This is a genomic window from Pantoea sp. sgz302252, from assembly GCF_047713085.1.
GTDB lineage: Bacteria > Pseudomonadota > Gammaproteobacteria > Enterobacterales > Enterobacteriaceae > Scandinavium.
In genome coordinates this window covers 187,655-205,527 of record NZ_JBLFJW010000001.1, presented here as the reverse complement: position 1 = coordinate 205,527, position 17,873 = coordinate 187,655, and the positions used below count along the sequence as shown (strand labels likewise).

The window sequence follows — 17,873 nt, the reverse complement described above, 5'->3', positions numbered from 1 at the left end:
AACTCAGTAAGCCATAGTCCTGCTAGTCAACGTCCCCTCCTGGCACAAAGCCGCCCTACAAGAAGCCCAGGGGGCGCTCTCAGCGATGACCAGCGTTCCCCAAACCCCAAGCAACCCACCATCCCGCAGAATTTCAAGCCCAGCAACCTTTATGCTTATACTGTCCCCCAATGTCGCGGCGAAGGCCAGCTAACCAGCCTGATAAAGGATGCACGGTGCTTAAAGAGAACTTCAACGAACTGCAGATTTTTTTGGTGGTGGCCAGAGAGCGGAGTTTCACCAAGGCGGCCAGCAAATTGGGCGTGTCTCAGTCTGCGCTTAGCCATGCTGTTAAGGCACTTGAGGAGCGCCTGAACCTGCGCTTGCTGACTCGCACGACGCGAAGTGTGGCACCGACAGAAGCCGGGGAGCGGATCATGGCTTGTCTGGAACCGCGCATTGCCGATCTGGAGCAGGAGCTTGAAGCGCTGTTGCAGATGAACGGCACCGCTTCCGGGAACATTCGTTTATCTGCCGGGGAGCATTCCGCTCGCAGTCTCGTTTGGCCGAAGCTAAAACCTTTTCTGAAACAGTACCCGCAGATTAACGTGGAGCTGATTGCTGATAACGGCTTTGTCGATATCGTCGAAGGGCGTTTCGATGCAGGCGTGCGCCTTGGCGAGAGTGTCGACAAAGATATGATCGCGGTAAAAATCGGGCCGGACATGCGGATGGTGGTGGTCGGCTCGCCGGGCTATTTTGCTGATAATCCTGCGCCTGTTACGCCACATGATCTTCAGTATCATCGCTGCATCAATATGCGTTTACCGACGGCGGGCGGGCTTTATCACTGGGAATTTGAACGTGACGGCAAACCGCTGCGCGTGCGGGTGGAAGGGCAGTTAACGCTGAATTTACTGTCGGAAAGAATCGATGCGGTGTTATCAGGTTTTGGCCTGGCGAGCGTGCCGGAAGATACCGTCACGGAATACCTAAAAAGCGGGGAACTGATGCAAGTGCTGGACGAGTGGTGCCCGACGTTCCCCGGTTACTATCTTTATTACCCGAGCCGCAAACAGCATCCGGCGGCATTTGCGCTGCTGATTGAGGCCTTACGTCATACGGAGTAACGGTCTTGCCGCGGCGGATCACACGTCAAGCTTGCGGTCAGTCAGCCATTCCACTTTGGCCGGATCACGGTGATCGAAGAATGCGCTGGTGGCGGTATCAAGGGCGGTAATGTGCAGCATTTCGTCTGGCGTAAGCTCGAAATCGAGGATGTTGATGTTCTCTTCCATTCGCGCTTTGCGGACGGTTTTTGCCAGCGACACAATGCCGCGCTGGAATACCCAGCGCAGAACAACCTGGCCCACGCTTTTGCCGTATTTCTTACCGATGGCTGTTAACACGGGATGCTCGAACAGGCCGTTTTTCCCTTCGGCAAACGGTGCCCAGGCTTCTGGCTGAATGCCCGGCTTTGCATCCACGGCACGGCCTGCAATTGCTGATTGAAAGGGTTCACTTCTATCTGATTAACCGCTGGCGTAAGGGTGTTGAAAGCCATCAAATCGGCCAGACGGTCGGGGTGAAAATTACTCACGCCAATCGCGCGGATTTTCCCGGCCTGCTGGAGTTCTTCCATTGCACGCCATGCGCCGTGGACATCACCGTAAGGCTGGTGAATCAAATAAAGGTCGACGTAATCCAGTTGCAGACGATTGAGCGAGCGCTCGAACTGCGCTTTCGCGCCTTCATAATTCGTGTCCTGAAGCCACAGCTTGGTGGTGACGAAAAGCTCATCGCGTGCCAGCCCGCTTTGTTTCAGCGCGTTGCCGACCTGGGTTTCATTCTGATAAGACGCCGCCGTATCAATCAGGCGGTAACCGGTTTCGATGGCTTCAATCACCGCGCGCTCGCATTCGGCGGCGTCCGTCATTTGAAACACACCAAAGCCCAGCAGGGGCATGTGAATACCGTTATTCAGGGTAACTGTTTGCATAGCGTAATCCTTCGTTGGGAATGCAGAGAGCTTAACGCAGAGCGATTAATACGATTAGAGGGGGTAATTCGCTAAGGTTAATCAGAATGGTTCATGAATGAGTCAGGCTGTAGACAGCGCCACAGCCTGCAAGGCTTTGCCTACTCCGCAGAAAGCGGGGTTAAGCGAGACAGGATTGTCGGTAAAAATTCGGCCACGGTGGGGTGGACGGGCAGCGCCTGAAGCATTAACCGATAGCTTGCGCCCGTCGCCATGTAATTGGTGATAACCGCAATAATTTCATCGCCGCCGATACCCAGAAACGTGGCACCGAGAAAACGTTCAGTTTCGGCATCAACAATCAGGCGGATAATCCCGGCCGTTTCACTTTCTTCTTTCGCTCGGCTGACATCCGCCATGCGGAAGTTAGCCACCAAAATTTGCCTGCCGTCAGCAACCCGTTTTTTGGCCTGCTCAAGCGTAATGCCGGTGCGGCCGAGCGGTGGGTCGGTAAACATGGCATACGAAATCACACGCTGATCAGCGTCCTGCCACTGGCCCACGGGCGTTTGGCCTTCGATTTCTGCCGACACAATCTGGTAGTCGTGATAGCTGGTGTGGGTAAAAGCGCCGCGTCCGTTGATGTCGCCGAGCGCTTTTATCCCCGGTACGTTGGTATTGAAGTGTGCGTCCGTGCGGATAAATCCTCTCGAATCCGTTTCGACACCCACTGCGGCAAGATTCAGTCTGTCAGAATTTGGTACGCGGCCAGTAGCAAACAGAATGTGGCTGCCGGTAAGCGCAGTGCCATCACTGAGCGTGGCTTTTATACCGCCATTCTCAGAAGAGAGGCCAGTGACCGAGGCATTAAAATGAAAGGTGATGCCTTCCGCAGATAACACGTCGGCGATGGCTTCGCTCACATCGTTATCTTCCCGCTCGGCCACTCGTCCAGCACGATGAATAATGGTCACTTCAGCGCCCAGGCGGCGATAAATTTGCCCAAGTTCCAGCCCGATATAGCTGGCACCGACAATCAGCAGATGCGAAGGACAGGTTTCCAGCGCCAGCAGGCTGGCATTGTCCAGCCAGGGCACGCTGTCGATGCCCGGTAGCGTTGGGGCAAACGCGCGGGTGCCGGTATTAAGATAAACCTGTGCCGCACTCAGTGTTTCACCGTTCACTTCCAGCAAAAAACGCTCGCCATCGCGACCCTTAAAGCTGCCCCAGCCGTGGAACATGTCCAGATTTTTCGTGCCTTCCAGCCACTGCGTCAAACCTGTTCGTGAACTCTCGACGCGTTCGCGCATTCGCTTAATCGCGGCTGAAAAATCCACGTTAACGTTCCCTGTTTTCACGCCAAATTCTGCGGCATGGCGCGCCAGATGAGCAATGCGGGCAGATTTACGCAGGGTTTTGGTCGGCGTACAGCCAAAATTTACGCAGGTGCCGCCATAGAAATTGGCTTCAATAATGGCGACGCGCTGCCCACGCGAAGCCAGTTCCACCGCCAGCGACGGAGCGGCCTGGCCCGCGCCTATCAGCACAGAATCATAATGACGCATAAGGTTCCTCGATTGTCAGGCTGTATTGCACACTGATTGAGCGTAGTGCAGGGCGATCACCCTGACAAACCGACAGAAAAATGCGCTTTTTTGGCGCATTGTGCTCCGTTTTAGTGCGCTGGTTGACGATAAATCTCGCAGGCGATCACAGATCGTGAATTAAGTTTTACTAATGCATAACGTTGCGATTATTAATGCTGCTAATGGCACTTTATCTCGTATTTATTCACTTTTTATGCATTTGATATGAATAGCGTTAGGTTATAAGTCATTGATATTTTGTTGTCCTCTTCCGTTTATGCAGTTTTGTCGCTGGCTGGCACGATGTCTGCAATATACATTTACAGCACAAACACTCATTTTTATTAACATCACAATAACTTTATGTTTACCGGAAGAGGTTGCTATGAATCAGTCAGTATCGCGTGGAAATTTTGACGATTGGATGATGCCGGTTTACGCCCCGGCGCCTTTTATTCCGGTACGTGGGGAAGGTTCGCGCCTGTGGGACCAGCAGGGCAAAGAGTATATTGATTTTGCAGGTGGTATTGCCGTCAACGCGCTAGGGCATGCGCACCCGGTGATGGTTCGCGCGTTGACTGAACAGGCAGGCAAGTTCTGGCACACCGGGAATGGCTACACCAACGAACCGGTGCTAAAGCTGGCAAAACAACTGATTGATGCCACCTTCGCCGAGAAAGTGTTTTTCTGTAACTCCGGGGCCGAAGCCAACGAAGCGGCGTTGAAGCTGGCGCGTAAATACGCTCATGACAAATTTGGCCCGCAGAAGAGCGGCATTGTGGCGTTCAAAAATGCGTTTCACGGCCGCACGCTGTTTACCGTGAGTGCGGGCGGGCAGCCTTCTTATTCTCAGGATTTTGCGCCGCTGCCGCCGCAAATCCAGCATGCGATTTACAACGACATCGACTCTGCGCGGGCGCTGATTAACGACGACACCTGCGCGGTGATCGTCGAGCCGATTCAGGGTGAAGGCGGTGTGGTGCCTGCAACGCCTGCTTTCCTGCAAGAACTGCGTGCGTTGTGCGACCAACACAACGCGCTGCTGATCTTCGATGAAGTGCAGACGGGTGTAGGCCGTACGGGCGAGCTGTATGCCTATATGCGTTACAGTGTCACGCCTGATGTGTTGTCTACCGCCAAAGCGCTGGGCGGCGGTTTCCCGATTGGTGCACTGTTAACGCGCAATGAATTTGCCAGCGTGATGACTGTTGGCACCCACGGCACAACGTATGGCGGTAACCCGCTGGCGTGCGCGGTGGCAAACGAAGTGCTGGCGACGATCAACACTCACGACGTACTGAACGGGGTGAAACAACGCCACCAGTGGTTCACCGAGCGACTGACCGCCATCAATAATAAAGTCGGCCTGTTCGACGACATTCGCGGCATGGGGCTGTTGATCGGCTGTGTGCTGAAGGCGGAATACGCCGGGAAAGCGAAACAAATTAGCCAGCTTGCCGCCGAACACGGCCTGATGGTGTTGATCGCCGGGGCCAACGTGGTGCGTTTCGCGCCAGCGCTGATCATCAGTGAAGAAGAAGTGAATGCGGGCCTCGACCGCTTCGCCACAACTTGCGAAAGCTTTGTCGCCGGGGTGACATCATGATGGTCATCCGCCCGGTCGGACGTGAGGATTTGTCCGGCCTGATGGCTCTGGCAGGGAAAACCGGCGGCGGCCTGACGTCGCTGCCAGCGGACGAGGCCACGCTCTCGGCACGGATTGAACGCTCGATTAACACCTGGAACGGCAGCCTGGAAAAAGGCGATCAGGGCTATGTTTTTGTTCTGGAAGATACCTCAACCGGCAGCGTGGCGGGGATTTGCGCCATCGAAGTGGCGGTGGGGTTGCACGATCCCTGGTACAACTACCGCGTCGGTACACTGGTGCATGCGTCGAAAGAGCTGAATGTTTATAACGCACTGCCGACGCTGTTTCTGAGTAACGATCACACCGGCAGCAGCGAACTCTGCACGCTGTTTCTCGACCCGGCGTGGCGTAAAGAAGGCAACGGTTATCTGCTGTCGAAATCTCGCTTCCTGTTTATGGCGGCCTTCCGCGATCGTTTTAACGACAAAGTGGTGGCAGAAATGCGCGGCGTTATCGACGACCATGGCTATTCTCCGTTCTGGGAAAGCCTGGGCCAGCGCTTCTTCTCCATGCCGTTTGCCCGCGCCGATTACCTGTGCGGCATTGGGCAAAAAGCGTTTATCGCTGAACTGATGCCGAAGCATCCTATCTACACCGATTTCCTGACGCCAGAAGCGCGTGCGGTGATTGGTGAAGTCCATCCTCAAACCGCGCCAGCCCGTGCTGTGCTGGAAAAAGAGGGCTTCCGCTACCGCAACTATGTCGACATCTTCGACGGCGGGCCAACGCTTGAGTGCGATGTCGACCGCGTGCGGGCCATCCGTAAAAGCCGCCTGGTGGAAGTGGGCGAAGGCCAGCCTGCGCCGGGTGAGTTGCCGACCTGCCTGGTGGCGAATGAACAATACGGAAACTACCGCGCGATGCTGGTTCAGGCCGATCCGCACACTGAAAAACTGCTGTTAAGCGCCAAACAATTAGATGCCCTGAAGTGCCACACGGGCGACCGCGTCCGGCTGGTGCGTCTTTGCCCGGAGGAGAAAAAAGCATGAGTCTATGGATCAATGGCGACTGGGTCACCGGGCGTGCTGAAGCCCGCAGCAAAAACAATCCTGTCACCCACGAAGCGGTGTGGCGCGGTAACGACGCCGACGCGGAACAAGTCGCGCAAGCCGTGCGAGCGGCACGCAGCGCCTTTGCTGGCTGGGCAAAACAGCCTTTCAGCGTTCGTCAGGCGATTGCCGAAAAATTTGCCGGTCTGCTGGAAGCCAATAAAGAAACGCTGACAGAAATCATTGCCCGAGAAACTGGTAAACCGCGCTGGGAAGCGGCGACAGAAATTGGCGCGATGATCAACAAAATAGCCATTTCCGTGAAGGCTTATCACAGCCGCACCGGTAAGCAGGAAACCGCGGTGCCAGATGGTGCAGCAACGCTGCGTCACCGTCCTCATGGCGTGTTGGCGGTGTTTGGCCCTTATAATTTCCCGGGGCATTTGCCTAACGGCCATATCGTGCCTGCGCTGCTGGCGGGAAACACCGTGGTGTTCAAGCCGAGCGAATTAACGCCGATGAGCGGTGAAGCCGTAGTGAAACTGTGGGAGCAAGCCGGGTTGCCAGCGGGCGTGTTGAACCTGGTGCAGGGCGGTCGCGCTGTGGGTGAAGCGCTCAGCGGACAAAGCGATCTCGACGGTTTGCTGTTTACCGGCAGCTCGAATACGGGCTTTACGCTGCATCGTCAGCTGGCCGGACAGCCACAAAAAATTCTGGCGCTGGAAATGGGCGGCAACAACCCGCTGATCGTCGATGAGCCACAGGATATCGATGCGGCGGTGCATCTGACCATTCAGTCGGCATTTATTACCGCCGGGCAGCGTTGTACCTGTGCGCGGCGTCTGCTGGTGAAACGTGGCGAAGTGGGCGATGCCTTCCTTAACCGTCTGGTGGAAGTCAGTCGCCGTATTATTCCAGGCAGCTGGAATGCAGAACCTCAGCCGTTTATCGGCGGGCTGGTCTCAGAACAGGCGGCGAAAAATGTGCGCAGCGCGTGGGAACAGCATGTGGCGAATGGCGCGGTCACTTTGCTGGAGCCGCGTTTGCTGGAAGCAGGGACCTCATTAGTCACGCCGGGTATTCTGGACATGAGCAAGGCGACAAACGTGGCGGATGAAGAAGTGTTCGGTCCGCTGCTTTGCGTGTGGCGCTATGAAAGCTTTGACGAGGCCATCGCGATGGCGAATCACACTCGCTACGGCCTGTCCTGTGGGCTGATTTCTGCTGAGCGTGAAAAATTCGACCAGCTGTTGCTGGAAGCGCGCGCCGGGATCGTCAACTGGAACAAACCGCTGACAGGCGCAGCCAGTACCGCACCGTTTGGCGGCGTGGGCGCATCCGGCAACCACAAACCAGGCGCATGGTATGCCGCGGATTACTGTGCATGGCCGATGGCGAGCCTTGAATCTTCTGAGTTGACGCTGCCGGGTACGCTCAATCCTGGGCTGGATTTTTCCTCTGAGGTGTCATCATGAAAGCCTGGGAAGTGAATTTTGATGGTCTGCCGGGCTTAACGCACCATTACGCCGGGCTGTCGTTCGGCAATGAAGCATCGACAAAACACCGCTTCCGCGTCTCCAACCCGCAGCTGGCGGCAAAACAGGGCTTGCTGAAAATGAAGCGGCTTGCTGATTTAGGCTATCAGCAAGCCGTTCTGCCGCCGCAGGAGCGCCCGAATGTGCCGCTTTTACGCCAGATTGGCTTTAGCGGCAGCGATGAGCAAGTGGTCGAGAAAGCCGCCACACAGGCACCGCAACTGCTTTCCGCCGTGAGCTCAGCCTCGTCGATGTGGGTGGCGAATGCGGCGACAGTTTGCCCGTCAGCCGATGCGCTGGACGGCAAAGTGCATTTGACGGTGGCGAACCTGAACAACAAATTCCACCGTGCCAGCGAAGCGCCAACCACCGAAGCGGTGCTGCGCGCGATTTTCGCCAATGAGCAAAACTTCGCCGTGCATGGCGCTTTGCCGCAGGTGGCGATGTTTGGCGATGAAGGCGCAGCCAATCATAACCGTCTTGGCGGTGAGTACGGTCAGCCTGGCGTGCAGTTGTTTGTCTATGGGCGCGAAGAGGGCGGTCATCATCAACCGCAGCGCTATCCTGCCCGTCAGACTCTTGAAGCCAGCCAGGCGGTAGCGCGGTTGAATCAGGTGAACCCTCAGCAACTGATCTTCGCCCAGCAAAACCCGGCGGTTATCGATCAGGGCGTGTTTCATAACGATGTGATTGCGGTCAGCAACCGTCAGGTGCTGTTCTGTCACCAGCAGGCTTTCCTGAATCAGCCGCAGCTGTATGCTCAGCTACGTGAGCGCGTTCCAGGCTTCACGCCTGTGGAAGTGCCGACCGCACGGGTTTCCGTGGACGATGCCGTCGCGACGTATCTGTTTAACAGCCAGCTACTGAGCAAGCCGGATGGCAGCATGATGCTGGTGTTGCCGAAAGAGTCGCAGGAACACCCGGGCGTTTGGTCGTTCCTGAACGACGTGCTGGCGCAGGATAACCCCATCAACGAGCTGAAAGTCTTCGACCTGCGCGAAAGCATGGCGAATGGCGGCGGCCCGGCCTGCCTGCGGCTGCGAGTGGTGCTGAACGAGCAGGAGCTGAAGGCAGTGAATCCGGCTGTGCTGATGAATGACTCGCTGTTCGACACGCTGAATACCTGGGTGGATAAATACTACCGTGACCGCCTGATTCAAGCCGATCTCGCTGATCCGCAACTGCTGCGCGAAGGCCGGGAAGCGCTGGACACGCTCACGCAAATTCTTGGTCTGGGCTCGGTTTATCCATTCCAGCAGTAAAGGAGGCACCATGCAGTCGTTTCTGGCGCTGACGCTGACCGGCGAAAAGCCGCAGCAAATTCGCGGCGAGACAGCGCAATTCCACTGGCAGTGGCACGATATCGGCATTCTGGAGCTGACACCGTTCGATGAATGCTCGCAGGCGCTGGTGCTGTCTGCGGGGATCCATGGCAACGAAACCGCGCCGGTGGAGATAATGGATTTGCTGCTCAAGGCGCTGTTTGCCGGGCAGATTACCTTGCGTTGGCGAATGCTACTGGTTCTGGGTAACCCGCCTGCGCTGGTGGAGAACAAACGCTATTTGCACAGCGACATGAACCGGATGTTTGGCGGCCGCTGGCATGAGTTTGTGCCGTCGCTGGAGACGGCGAGGGCGGCCAGGCTTGAAACTGCGTTAGGGCAGTTCTGGCAGCCGCTGGATTCCCTGCGCTGGCATCTGGATATGCATACCGCCATTCGCGGCTCCCATCACGTACGATTTGGTGTGTTACCTCAGCGAGAAGCGCCGTGGGATGAAGACTTCTTGCACTGGCTGGGCGCCGCCGGGCTGGAAGCTCTGGTGTTTCATAAAAGCCCTGGCGGCACTTTTACCCATTTCAGCACGGAACGTTTCAACGCGCTGGCTTGCACACTGGAACTGGGCAAGGCGCTGCCGTTTGGTGAGAACGATTTGAGTCAGTTTGCGGCTACGCAACGTGCGCTGACCAGCCTGTTGCAAGGCGAGATAGCTTCTGCGCCGTTACCGATGAAGTACCGGGTGGCTCAGCAAATAACCCGGCATGACGACAGTTTCCAGTTGCACATGTCCGCGCAAACCCTGAACTTCACGCCGTTTGCGCGAGGCACGTTGCTGGCGGAAGAAGGAGAGACTCGCTGGGTGGTCGGGCATGATACGGAATATGTGCTTTTCCCTAATCCCAATGTCGCGCCGGGGCTACGGGCGGGATTAATGCTGGTGCGTGAAGCGTAAATAACGAAGGGGATGGCAGTGAGTTTTTTGACTGCCATTTTTCTTTTTTATGCTGAACAGAAAGTGTTGACAGTAAATTTTACAGAGTATTCCTGGCTAATGCTTTTAAATTAATCAGGCGTGGTGTAGACTTCTTCATAATTCCTTCCAGAACAGCCTGTTACTAATATCTCTTCGCAACACTTCACACTTTATCCTTATTTTCTCCATAATTGGTTAAAACGCCGCTTTTATCCTTTCAGTGTTTTACGTTTACTCTGACTCATTGACGTTCAACCCCGTAAAGTTAATCCCGTCAACACGGCAATGCGCCGTAAAAAATAACTGAAAGTAAGGAACGTATGATGAAAAAGCTGACTTCTCTGATTATTGCCTCTACTCTGGCGCTGGGCGCTGCTAACCTCGCACATGCTGCAGACACCACGACGGCAACCACCACCGACAACGCACCGATGATGCATCATAAAGGTAAGCCGGGCATGCATCACGACATGATGTTCAAAGGCCTGAACCTGACCGACGCACAGAAAACCCAGATTCGCGACATCATGAAAGAACAGCGCGGCAAAATGCAGCGTCCTTCTCAGGATGACCGCCGTGCGATGCACAGCCTGATTGCCAGCGACACCTTCGACAAAGCGAAAGCCGAAGAGATGGTGAACAAAATGGAAGCGCAGCACAAAGCGATGGCGCTCTCTCGCATGGAAACCCAGAACAAGATTTACAACATTCTGACCCCGGATCAGAAAAAACAATTTAATGCCAATTTTGAGAAGCGTCTGACAGAACGTCACACGATGGACGGTAAAATGGCTCCCGCTGCTGAATAATTCAGTCGCACAGTCTTAAAGACCGCCGGTCTTGCCCACACGTTGTTAATCGCTGTGGGCAGGACCGGCGGTTTTTCTTTTTTCCCCTCTTGCCAGTTGCCCGTTTCCGGGTATTCTCCTGCTATCACCCCTGACTCTTTTCTACCGGATATCAGCCTGTTAGCCGCTTTTTGCTGCGTTCGAAAGCAAAGAGGCTAAGGCTATCGTCAATCCCTGCCGATAATCCGTCTGTGGTGAATAACTGATAATCAACGAGGCGGCACGTTAAAGCCGCCCAGAAAGTCCTTCAGGAGTGATGATGGAATACTTTGATATCCGCAAGATGCCGGTCAGTTTATGGAAGAATGGCGCAGGTGAAACGCGGGAGCTGTGCTGCTTTCCGCCTGCGACACGCGATTTCAACTGGCGCGCCAGTATCGCGTCCATTGCCGGTAACGGAGAGTTTTCCGCATTCCCTGGGGTAGACAGAGTGATTACGCTGCTGGAAGGTGGCGAAGTGACGCTGGATGGTGGCACGGCGTTTCGTCACACCTTAAAACGTTTCCAGCCTTTTCGTTTTGCCGGTGAGCAAATCGTGCGTGCGCAGCTTTCAGAAGGGCAGATGTCGATGGATTTGAACATTATGACCCGGCGCGATCGTTGTCAGGCCAGAGTACGTGTGGCCGATCGCACCTTCACGACGTTTGGCACTCGCGGCGGGATGGTGTTCGTGCTGAGCGGAGCCTGGCAGCTCGGCGATAAACTGCTGACGGCCGATCAGGGTGCGTGCTGGCAGGAAGGGCGTCACACCTTGCGTTTGCTCAAAGATGAAGGGCAAATTCTTTACAGCGAAATTAGCTGGCAGCCAGGTTTTCCGTTACCGGTCAGCCAGCAGATCGATAATCTCAGCCTCGCCGGATAAGCAGAGCGCCATCCGGCAAAGGGTCAGAAAATCAGCGCTTCCAGAAATCGTCGAACACGGTGATCGGCGGACGCCGCTTGTGTTCGGTCTTCAGATACCAGCCTTCAATGATTTTGGCGGTGCCTTCATCGACGTGTTTTCCTTCGAGGTAATCGTCGATGTTGTCATAGGTGACGCCCAGCGCGGCTTCGTCTGGCAGAGAAGGGCGGTCATCTTCCAGGTCGGCGGTGGGGGCTTTTTTATACAGATGCTCCGGGCAGCCTAATGTGGCCAGAAGCTGTTTCCCCTGGCGCTTATTGAGGCGGAAAATAGGGTTGATGTCGGTGCCGCCGTCGCCGTATTTGGTGAAGAACCCGGTAATGGCTTCTGCGGCATGGTCGGTGCCCACGACAACGCCTTTGGTCATGCCCGCGATGCTGTACTGGGCTTTCATGCGTTCACGTGCTTTCTCGTTACCGCGAACAAAATCGCTCAGTTCGATACCCGCTTCACGCAGCGCCTGCTCGCTCGCCAGCACTGCACCTTTAATATTGACCGTCAGCACGCGGTCCGGCTGGATAAAGTCAATCGCATCCTGGCAATCCTGTTCATCCGCCTGTACGCCATAGGGCAGGCGCACGGCGATAAACTGCAGGCTTTCATCACCGCTTTCTCTACGCCATTCATTAATGGCGGTCTGGCACAGTTTGCCGGTCAGGGTGGAGTCCTGACCGCCGCTGATGCCGAGCACCAGTGACTTAATAAATGGATAGGTTTTCAGATAAGACTTTAGAAAATCCACGCTGCGGCGAATTTCTTCTTCGCTGTTAATCTGCGGTTTCGCGCCCAGTGCCGCGATAATCTCTTGCTGCAGAGCCATTTACCCCTCCCCGAAAAAGGTTGTCGTGTATCCGTTAAAGCTACCTCTTTGCCCGCAAAACGACAAGGATCACCGTTTTGACTGCCTTAAAAGGCGGCGATTTAGCAGGATATCGTTGTTTAAGTAGATTTATCTGAAAGTTATGCCATCTTTGTCCTCAGGTTGAAAAAGATCGCACTTTATTCCAGGCTTATAACACACTGATAAAAAAGAGGACGGAATATGAACAAGAACGTAGCAGGATTTTTAGGTGCAGCAGCCGTACTGACCATGCTGGCGGGGTGTACCGCCTACGACCGAACCACCGATCAGTTCACTCAGCCGGTCGTGAAAGATGTGAAAAAGGGCATGACCCGTCAACAGGTCGCCCAGATTGCCGGTAAACCTTCATCTGAAATTACCATGATTCACGCTCGTGGTACTTGTCAGACTTACATCCTGGGTCAACGGGATGGTAAAGCTGAAACCTATTTCGTTGCGCTGGATGACACTGGCCGCGTGATCAATTCCGGTTATCAGACCTGCGCAGAGTACGACACCGACCCGCAAGCGAAGTAACAGAATCAGTCATTCTGTTGAGTTCTGCGAAAGCCCGACCCCTGGTCGGGTTTTTTTATGAGGGATCATGCTTATTTATTTGCGCGAATTATTTTGGCCAAAATGTGAGGGTAGTCATAACCGGAGGTCAATGAGAGACAATTTAGCTGTGCCAGGAATTATCTTGCTGCTTTCTGATGCCGTATACTCATCCCATAAACCCAAAGTAACAATTCGTTACCATCATTACCCGGCCCCGATGTACAGAGGATGACGCTGCGGGAGGCGGGTTTAAAAGGCAAATTGAGGAAGCGATTATGGAAAAGAAACACATCTATCTGTTCTGTTCTGCGGGCATGTCCACCTCTCTGTTGGTGTCCAAAATGCGCGCACAAGCTGAGAAGTACGAAGTGCCTGTGGTGATTGAAGCGTTTCCTGAAACCCTCGCCAGTGAAAAAGGTGTCGCGGCTGATGTTGTATTATTGGGCCCACAAATCGCTTATATGCTCCCGGAAATTCAGCGTCTGCTGCCAAATAAACCGGTAGAAGTGATTGATTCAATTCTGTATGGCAAAGTCGATGGTTTAGGTGTGCTTAAAGCCGCTGTCGCTGCAATTAAGAAAGCTTCAGCGCAATAACTTTTGATTTATTTATTTTTTCCCGTCAAAGAGTGATTTCACACACATTAACGCCGCAGTGTTTGTTGCGGCCTTTAAGGGTATTTTCTATGAGTAAAGTTATCAGTTCTCTTGAAAAGGTACTCCTTCCTTTTGCTGTCAAAATAGGAAAGCAGCCTCATATTAATGCGATTAAAAACGGCTTTATTAAATTAATGCCGCTGACCCTCGCAGGGGCTATGTTCGTCTTGATCAACAACGTCTTTTTGAGTTTTGGTGAAGGTTCGTTTTTCTATTCTATGGGCATCCGGTTAGACGCTTCCACCATTGAGACCCTGAATGGGTTTAAAGCCATCGGCGGCAACGTGTACAACGGTACGTTGGGCATTATGTCGCTGATGGCGCCTTTTTTTATCGGCATGGCGCTGGCTGAAGAACGTAAAGTTGACCCCCTGGCAGCGGGCCTGTTGGCCGTCGCGGCCTTCATGACCGTTACGCCATACAGCGTGGGTGAAGCCTATGCAGTGGGGGCAAACTGGCTGGGCGGGGCAAATATCATCTCGGGCATGATAATCGGCCTGGTGGTGGCAGAAATGTTCACCTTTGTTATCCGTCGCAACTGGGTGATTACCCTGCCGGACAGCGTGCCGTCATCGGTGTCGCGCTCCTTCTCGGCGCTGATCCCGGGCTTCCTGATCCTCTCCGTATTCGGCATCATCTCCTGGCTGCTGGCGGGTTATGGCAGCAACTTCCACCAGATCATCATGGACTCCATCTCCAAACCGCTGGCGTCGATGGGCAGCGTGGTGGGCTGGGCCTACGTTATCTTTAACTCCCTGCTGTGGTTCTTCGGCGTGCACGGTTCACTGGCGCTGACCGCGCTGGACAACGGCATCATGACCCCGTGGGCGCTGGAAAACATCGCACTGTACAACCAGTACGGTTCCGTTGAAGCGGCCATCGCGGCGGGCAAAGAGTTCCACTTCTGGGCGAAACCGATGCTGGATTCCTACATCCTGCTGGGTGGCTCCGGGGCAACGCTGGGTCTGATTATCGCTATCTTCATCGGCTCACGCCGTGCGGATCACCGTCAGGTGGCAAAACTGGCGCTGCCGTCAGGCATCTTCCAGATTAACGAACCGATTCTGTTTGGTCTGCCAATCATCATGAACCCGGTGATGTTCATCCCGTTCGTGCTGGTTCAGCCGATTCTGGCCGCGATTACGCTTGCTGCCTATTCGATGGGGATTATCCCACCGGTGACCAACCTGGCACCGTGGACCATGCCTACCGGTCTCGGCGCCTTCTTCAACAGTAACGGCAGCGTCGCTGCACTGTTGGTCGCGCTGTTCAACCTGGGTGTGTCGGTGATGGTTTACCTGCCGTTCGTGGCGGTCTCCAACAAGGCGCAGGCGGTCATTGAAGAGCAGGAAAGCGAAGAAGACATCGCTAACGCACTGAAATTCTGAGGTAACGCGGAGCGGGGGGCTCTCCCGCTCCGCAAGACGTAAGAGGGAAAGACTATGTTCGATCTGGATAAAATCGTGGGCGAAGAGGTTCAGGAAAACGACCTCGAAGAAGTGGTGATGGGGCTTATCATTAACTCCGGACAGGCGCGCAGCCTGGCGTACACCGCGCTGAAACAGGCGAAGCAAGGCGATTTTGCCACCGCCAAAGCGACCATGGAGCAGTCTCGCGCGGCCCTGAGCGAAGCGCACCGTGTACAGACGCAGCTCATCGAAAGTGATGAAGGCGAAGGTAAAATGAAGGTCAGCCTGGTGCTGGTTCATGCGCAGGATCATCTTATGACCTCAATGCTGGCTCGCGAACTGGTTGCCGAATTGATTGAGCTTCACGAGAAGGTACAATAACGGGCAGAATTCACCATGAGGCAACCTAAGATGACGACCCTGGAAATCAGTACCGCGCTTGAACAACAGCTGTTTAATGGTAAAGATTTTCATGTGTTCATCTACAACAAGACGGAAAGCATCAGCGGCTTGCACCAGCATGACTACTACGAGTTCACCCTCGTGTTAACCGGGCGCTATTATCAGGAGATCAATGGCAAACGGGTGCTGCTGGAGCGCGGGGATTTTGTGTTTATCCCGATGGGGTCACACCACCAGAGCTTCTACGAGTTCGGCGCGACCCGCATCCTGAACGTGGGCATCAGCAAACGCTTCTTTGAGGAGCATTATCAGCCGCTGATGCCGGCTTTCCTGGTGGCCTCACAGGTCTATTCGGTCAAAAGTACCTTTCTCAGCTATATAGAGTCGGTTATTGCCTCACTCAATTTCCGCGAAAATGAATTTGACGAGTTTATTGAAGTTGTCTCTTTTTATGTGGTTAACCGCCTTCGCCATTTCCGCGAAGAGCAGACCCTGGATGTTATTCCGCAATGGCTGAAAACCACCGTAGAGTCGATGCACGATAAACATAAATTCGGCGAAGGCGCGCTGGAAAATATGGTGGCGTTATCCGGGAAGTCTCAGGAGTATTTAACCCGAGCGACTCAGCGCTATTACAGTAAAACGCCGATGCAGATCATTAATGATATCCGCATCAACTTCGCCATGAAGCAACTGGAAATTACCAATTACTCGGTGACCGATATTGCGTATGAATCTGGTTACAGCAGTCCGAGTCTGTTTATTAAGACCTTCAAGAAGCTGACCTCATTCACGCCAAGCAATTATCGCAAACAGCTCACCGTTATTAATTAACGCTGTGCGGTTCGCCGCACGCACCGAATTCGTTTAGCTATCCGCATCCTGTGGAGGGTTTTTCACACCTCCTGCTGCGGATCACGAGGGAGAAAGTTATGAGCCAGAAATTAAAAGTCGTGACCATTGGTGGCGGCAGCAGCTATACCCCGGAATTACTGGAAGGGTTTCTCAAGCGCTATCACGAACTGCCGGTAACAGAGCTGTGGCTGGTGGACGTGGAAGGCGGGCAGGAGAAGCTCGACATCATTCACGCCCTGTGTGAACGCATGGTGCAGAAAGCGGGCGTACCGATGACGGTGCATAAAACCCTCAACCGCCGCGAAGCGCTGAAGGATGCCAACTTTGTGACCACCCAGCTGCGCGTGGGTCAGCTGCAGGCGCGTGAAAAAGACGAGCGTATTCCGCTGAGCCACGGCTATCTGGGCCAGGAAACTAACGGCGCGGGCGGTCTGTTTAAAGGCCTGCGTACCATTCCAGTGGTCTTCGACATCATTAAAGACGTGCAGGAAATCTGCCCGGACGCGTGGGTCATCAACTTCACTAACCCAGCCGGGATGGTGACCGAAGCGGTGTATCGTCACACCAACTTCAAGCGTTTTATCGGCGTGTGTAACATTCCGGTCGGCATGAAAATGTTCATCACTGACGTGCTGAACCTGTCCGAAAAAGACGATCTCTCCATCGACCTGTTCGGCCTGAACCACATGGTGTTCATTCGCGATGTGATTGTGAACGGCGAATCCCGTTTCGCAGAGCTGCTCGATGGCGTGGCTTCCGGCAAGCTCACCGCCAACACGGTGAAGAACATTTTCGACATGCCCTTCAGCGAAGGCCTGATTCGTTCCCTGAATCTGCTGCCGTGCTCTTATTTGCTGTACTACTTCAAGCAGAAAGAGATGCTGGCTATCGAAATGGGCGAGTACTACAAAGGCGGCGCGCGTGCGCAGGTGGTGCAGAAAGTTGAAAAACAGCTCTTCGATCTCTACAAAGATCCCGACCTCAACATCAAGCCGAAAGAGCTGGAGCAGCGCGGCGGGGCTTACTACTCCGATGCCGCTTGTGAAGTGATTAACGCTATCTACAACAACAAGCAGACCGAGCATTACGTCAACGTGCCGCATCACGGTCACATCGACAATATCCCGGCGGACTGGGCGGTAGAGATGACCTGTATTTTAGGCAGCGAAGGAGCGAAACCGCATCCACGCCTGACCCATTTTGACGACAAAGTGCTGGGTCTGATTCATACCATTAAAGGCTTCGAAGTGGCGGCAAGCCATGCGGCGCTGAGCGGTGAATTTAACGATGTGCTGCTGGCGCTGAACCTCAGCCCGCTGATTCACTCTGATAAAGACGCGGAAGTGCTGGCCCGTGAGCTGATTCTGGCGCACGAAGAGTGGCTGCCAAACTTTGCCGATACGGTGAAAACCCTCAAGCAGTGACAGGAGTGGCA

General features: G+C 54.4%; 16 protein-coding genes and 1 pseudogene. 14 read left to right on the top strand and 3 right to left on the bottom strand.

Features of this window, described 5'->3' with window-relative positions:
• Positions 1-215 precede the first annotated feature (215 nt).
• On the top strand, positions 216-1,109 hold the full coding sequence (locus ACLW56_RS01015; RefSeq protein ID WP_330981956.1) for a LysR family transcriptional regulator: 894 nt from the start codon (positions 216-218) through the stop codon (positions 1,107-1,109).
• A gap of 18 nt (positions 1,110-1,127) precedes the next feature.
• Here ACLW56_RS01015 and ACLW56_RS01010 read toward each other — a convergent pair.
• Both ACLW56_RS01010 and ACLW56_RS01005 read right to left on the bottom strand, forming a co-directional pair.
• Positions 1,128-1,978 (bottom strand): annotated as a pseudogene (locus ACLW56_RS01010) (aldo/keto reductase).
• Between the two features lie 140 nt (positions 1,979-2,118).
• On the bottom strand, positions 2,119-3,522 hold the full coding sequence (locus tag ACLW56_RS01005) for a mercuric reductase (RefSeq protein ID WP_330981955.1): 1,404 nt from the start codon (positions 3,520-3,522) through the stop codon (positions 2,119-2,121).
• A 406-nt stretch (positions 3,523-3,928) separates the two neighbouring features.
• On the opposite strand from ACLW56_RS01005, the gene ACLW56_RS01000 reads away from it, so the two are divergent.
• The 7 genes from ACLW56_RS01000 (at position 3,929) to ves (ending at position 11,678) form a co-directional block, all read left to right on the top strand.
• On the top strand, positions 3,929-5,149 hold the full coding sequence (locus ACLW56_RS01000) for an aspartate aminotransferase family protein (protein WP_330981954.1): 1,221 nt from the start codon (positions 3,929-3,931) through the stop codon (positions 5,147-5,149).
• Complete coding sequence (gene astA / locus ACLW56_RS00995; protein ID WP_330981953.1) at positions 5,146-6,180, top strand: arginine N-succinyltransferase; 1,035 nt, start codon at positions 5,146-5,148, stop codon at positions 6,178-6,180. The genes ACLW56_RS01000 and astA overlap by 4 nt, the downstream gene beginning before the upstream one ends.
• Entirely contained in the window at positions 6,177-7,655 is a 1,479-nt protein-coding gene (astD, locus tag ACLW56_RS00990; protein WP_330981952.1) for a succinylglutamate-semialdehyde dehydrogenase, read from the top strand. The genes astA and astD overlap by 4 nt, the downstream gene beginning before the upstream one ends.
• Positions 7,652-8,977, top strand: a complete 1,326-nt coding sequence (gene astB / locus ACLW56_RS00985) for an N-succinylarginine dihydrolase (protein ID WP_330981951.1) — start codon at positions 7,652-7,654, stop codon at positions 8,975-8,977. The genes astD and astB overlap by 4 nt, the downstream gene beginning before the upstream one ends.
• 10 nt (positions 8,978-8,987) lie before the next feature.
• Positions 8,988-9,947, top strand: coding sequence for a succinylglutamate desuccinylase (astE, locus tag ACLW56_RS00980; protein WP_330981950.1), 960 nt, complete (start codon positions 8,988-8,990; stop codon positions 9,945-9,947).
• A 341-nt stretch (positions 9,948-10,288) separates the two neighbouring features.
• Positions 10,289-10,777, top strand: a complete 489-nt coding sequence (gene spy / locus ACLW56_RS00975) for an ATP-independent periplasmic protein-refolding chaperone Spy (RefSeq protein ID WP_330981949.1) — start codon at positions 10,289-10,291, stop codon at positions 10,775-10,777.
• A 298-nt stretch (positions 10,778-11,075) separates the two neighbouring features.
• Positions 11,076-11,678, top strand: coding sequence for an environmental stress-induced protein Ves (ves, locus tag ACLW56_RS00970; protein WP_330981948.1), 603 nt, complete (start codon positions 11,076-11,078; stop codon positions 11,676-11,678).
• Between the two features lie 31 nt (positions 11,679-11,709).
• On the opposite strand, the gene nadE is transcribed toward ves, so the two are convergent.
• Positions 11,710-12,537, bottom strand: coding sequence for an ammonia-dependent NAD(+) synthetase (gene nadE / locus ACLW56_RS00965; RefSeq protein WP_330981947.1), 828 nt, complete (start codon positions 12,535-12,537; stop codon positions 11,710-11,712).
• 222 nt (positions 12,538-12,759) lie between these two features.
• On the opposite strand from nadE, the gene osmE reads away from it, so the two are divergent.
• The 6 genes from osmE to ACLW56_RS00935 all read left to right on the top strand — a co-directional run bounded on the left by osmE (position 12,760) and on the right by ACLW56_RS00935 (position 17,862).
• The gene (osmE, locus tag ACLW56_RS00960; protein WP_330981946.1) at positions 12,760-13,095 is read left to right on the top strand and encodes an osmotically-inducible lipoprotein OsmE; all 336 of its coding nucleotides are present in this window, start codon (positions 12,760-12,762) and stop codon (positions 13,093-13,095) included.
• A gap of 296 nt (positions 13,096-13,391) precedes the next feature.
• Positions 13,392-13,712 carry a PTS N,N'-diacetylchitobiose transporter subunit IIB gene (chbB, locus tag ACLW56_RS00955; RefSeq protein ID WP_330981945.1) on the top strand — a complete coding sequence of 107 codons (321 nt, stop codon included), beginning with the start codon at positions 13,392-13,394 and terminating at the stop codon, positions 13,710-13,712.
• Between the two features lie 89 nt (positions 13,713-13,801).
• Complete coding sequence (chbC, locus tag ACLW56_RS00950) at positions 13,802-15,160, top strand: PTS N,N'-diacetylchitobiose transporter subunit IIC (RefSeq protein ID WP_330981944.1); 1,359 nt, start codon at positions 13,802-13,804, stop codon at positions 15,158-15,160.
• Between the two features lie 54 nt (positions 15,161-15,214).
• Positions 15,215-15,562 (top strand): PTS N,N'-diacetylchitobiose transporter subunit IIA, encoded by a 348-nt coding sequence (gene chbA, locus ACLW56_RS00945; protein WP_330981943.1) that lies wholly within the window; start codon positions 15,215-15,217, stop codon positions 15,560-15,562.
• Positions 15,563-15,592: 30 nt separating this feature from the next.
• Entirely contained in the window at positions 15,593-16,417 is an 825-nt protein-coding gene (gene chbR, locus ACLW56_RS00940) for a transcriptional regulator ChbR (RefSeq protein ID WP_330981942.1), read from the top strand.
• 98 nt (positions 16,418-16,515) lie between these two features.
• Entirely contained in the window at positions 16,516-17,862 is a 1,347-nt protein-coding gene (locus tag ACLW56_RS00935; RefSeq protein WP_330981941.1) for a 6-phospho-beta-glucosidase, read from the top strand.
• Positions 17,863-17,873: the final 11 nt, after the last annotated feature.

What these genes read in the sequence shown, in the direction of transcription:
- ACLW56_RS01005 (WP_330981955.1), bottom strand. Translation starts at nt 3,522, where the DNA reads ATGCGTCATTATGATTCTGTGCTGATAGGCGCGGGCCAGGCCGCTCCG.
- ACLW56_RS01000 (WP_330981954.1), top strand. Translation starts at nt 3,929, where the DNA reads ATGAATCAGTCAGTATCGCGTGGAAATTTTGACGATTGGATGATGCCG.
- astA (WP_330981953.1), top strand. Translation starts at nt 5,146, where the DNA reads ATGATGGTCATCCGCCCGGTCGGACGTGAGGATTTGTCCGGCCTGATG.
- astD (WP_330981952.1), top strand. Translation starts at nt 6,177, where the DNA reads ATGAGTCTATGGATCAATGGCGACTGGGTCACCGGGCGTGCTGAAGCC.
- astB (WP_330981951.1), top strand. Translation starts at nt 7,652, where the DNA reads ATGAAAGCCTGGGAAGTGAATTTTGATGGTCTGCCGGGCTTAACGCAC.
- astE (WP_330981950.1), top strand. Translation starts at nt 8,988, where the DNA reads ATGCAGTCGTTTCTGGCGCTGACGCTGACCGGCGAAAAGCCGCAGCAA.
- spy (WP_330981949.1), top strand. Translation starts at nt 10,289, where the DNA reads ATGATGAAAAAGCTGACTTCTCTGATTATTGCCTCTACTCTGGCGCTG.
- ves (WP_330981948.1), top strand. Translation starts at nt 11,076, where the DNA reads ATGGAATACTTTGATATCCGCAAGATGCCGGTCAGTTTATGGAAGAAT.
- nadE (WP_330981947.1), bottom strand. Translation starts at nt 12,537, where the DNA reads ATGGCTCTGCAGCAAGAGATTATCGCGGCACTGGGCGCGAAACCGCAG.
- osmE (WP_330981946.1), top strand. Translation starts at nt 12,760, where the DNA reads ATGAACAAGAACGTAGCAGGATTTTTAGGTGCAGCAGCCGTACTGACC.
- chbB (WP_330981945.1), top strand. Translation starts at nt 13,392, where the DNA reads ATGGAAAAGAAACACATCTATCTGTTCTGTTCTGCGGGCATGTCCACC.
- chbC (WP_330981944.1), top strand. Translation starts at nt 13,802, where the DNA reads ATGAGTAAAGTTATCAGTTCTCTTGAAAAGGTACTCCTTCCTTTTGCT.
- chbA (WP_330981943.1), top strand. Translation starts at nt 15,215, where the DNA reads ATGTTCGATCTGGATAAAATCGTGGGCGAAGAGGTTCAGGAAAACGAC.
- chbR (WP_330981942.1), top strand. Translation starts at nt 15,593, where the DNA reads ATGACGACCCTGGAAATCAGTACCGCGCTTGAACAACAGCTGTTTAAT.
- ACLW56_RS00935 (WP_330981941.1), top strand. Translation starts at nt 16,516, where the DNA reads ATGAGCCAGAAATTAAAAGTCGTGACCATTGGTGGCGGCAGCAGCTAT.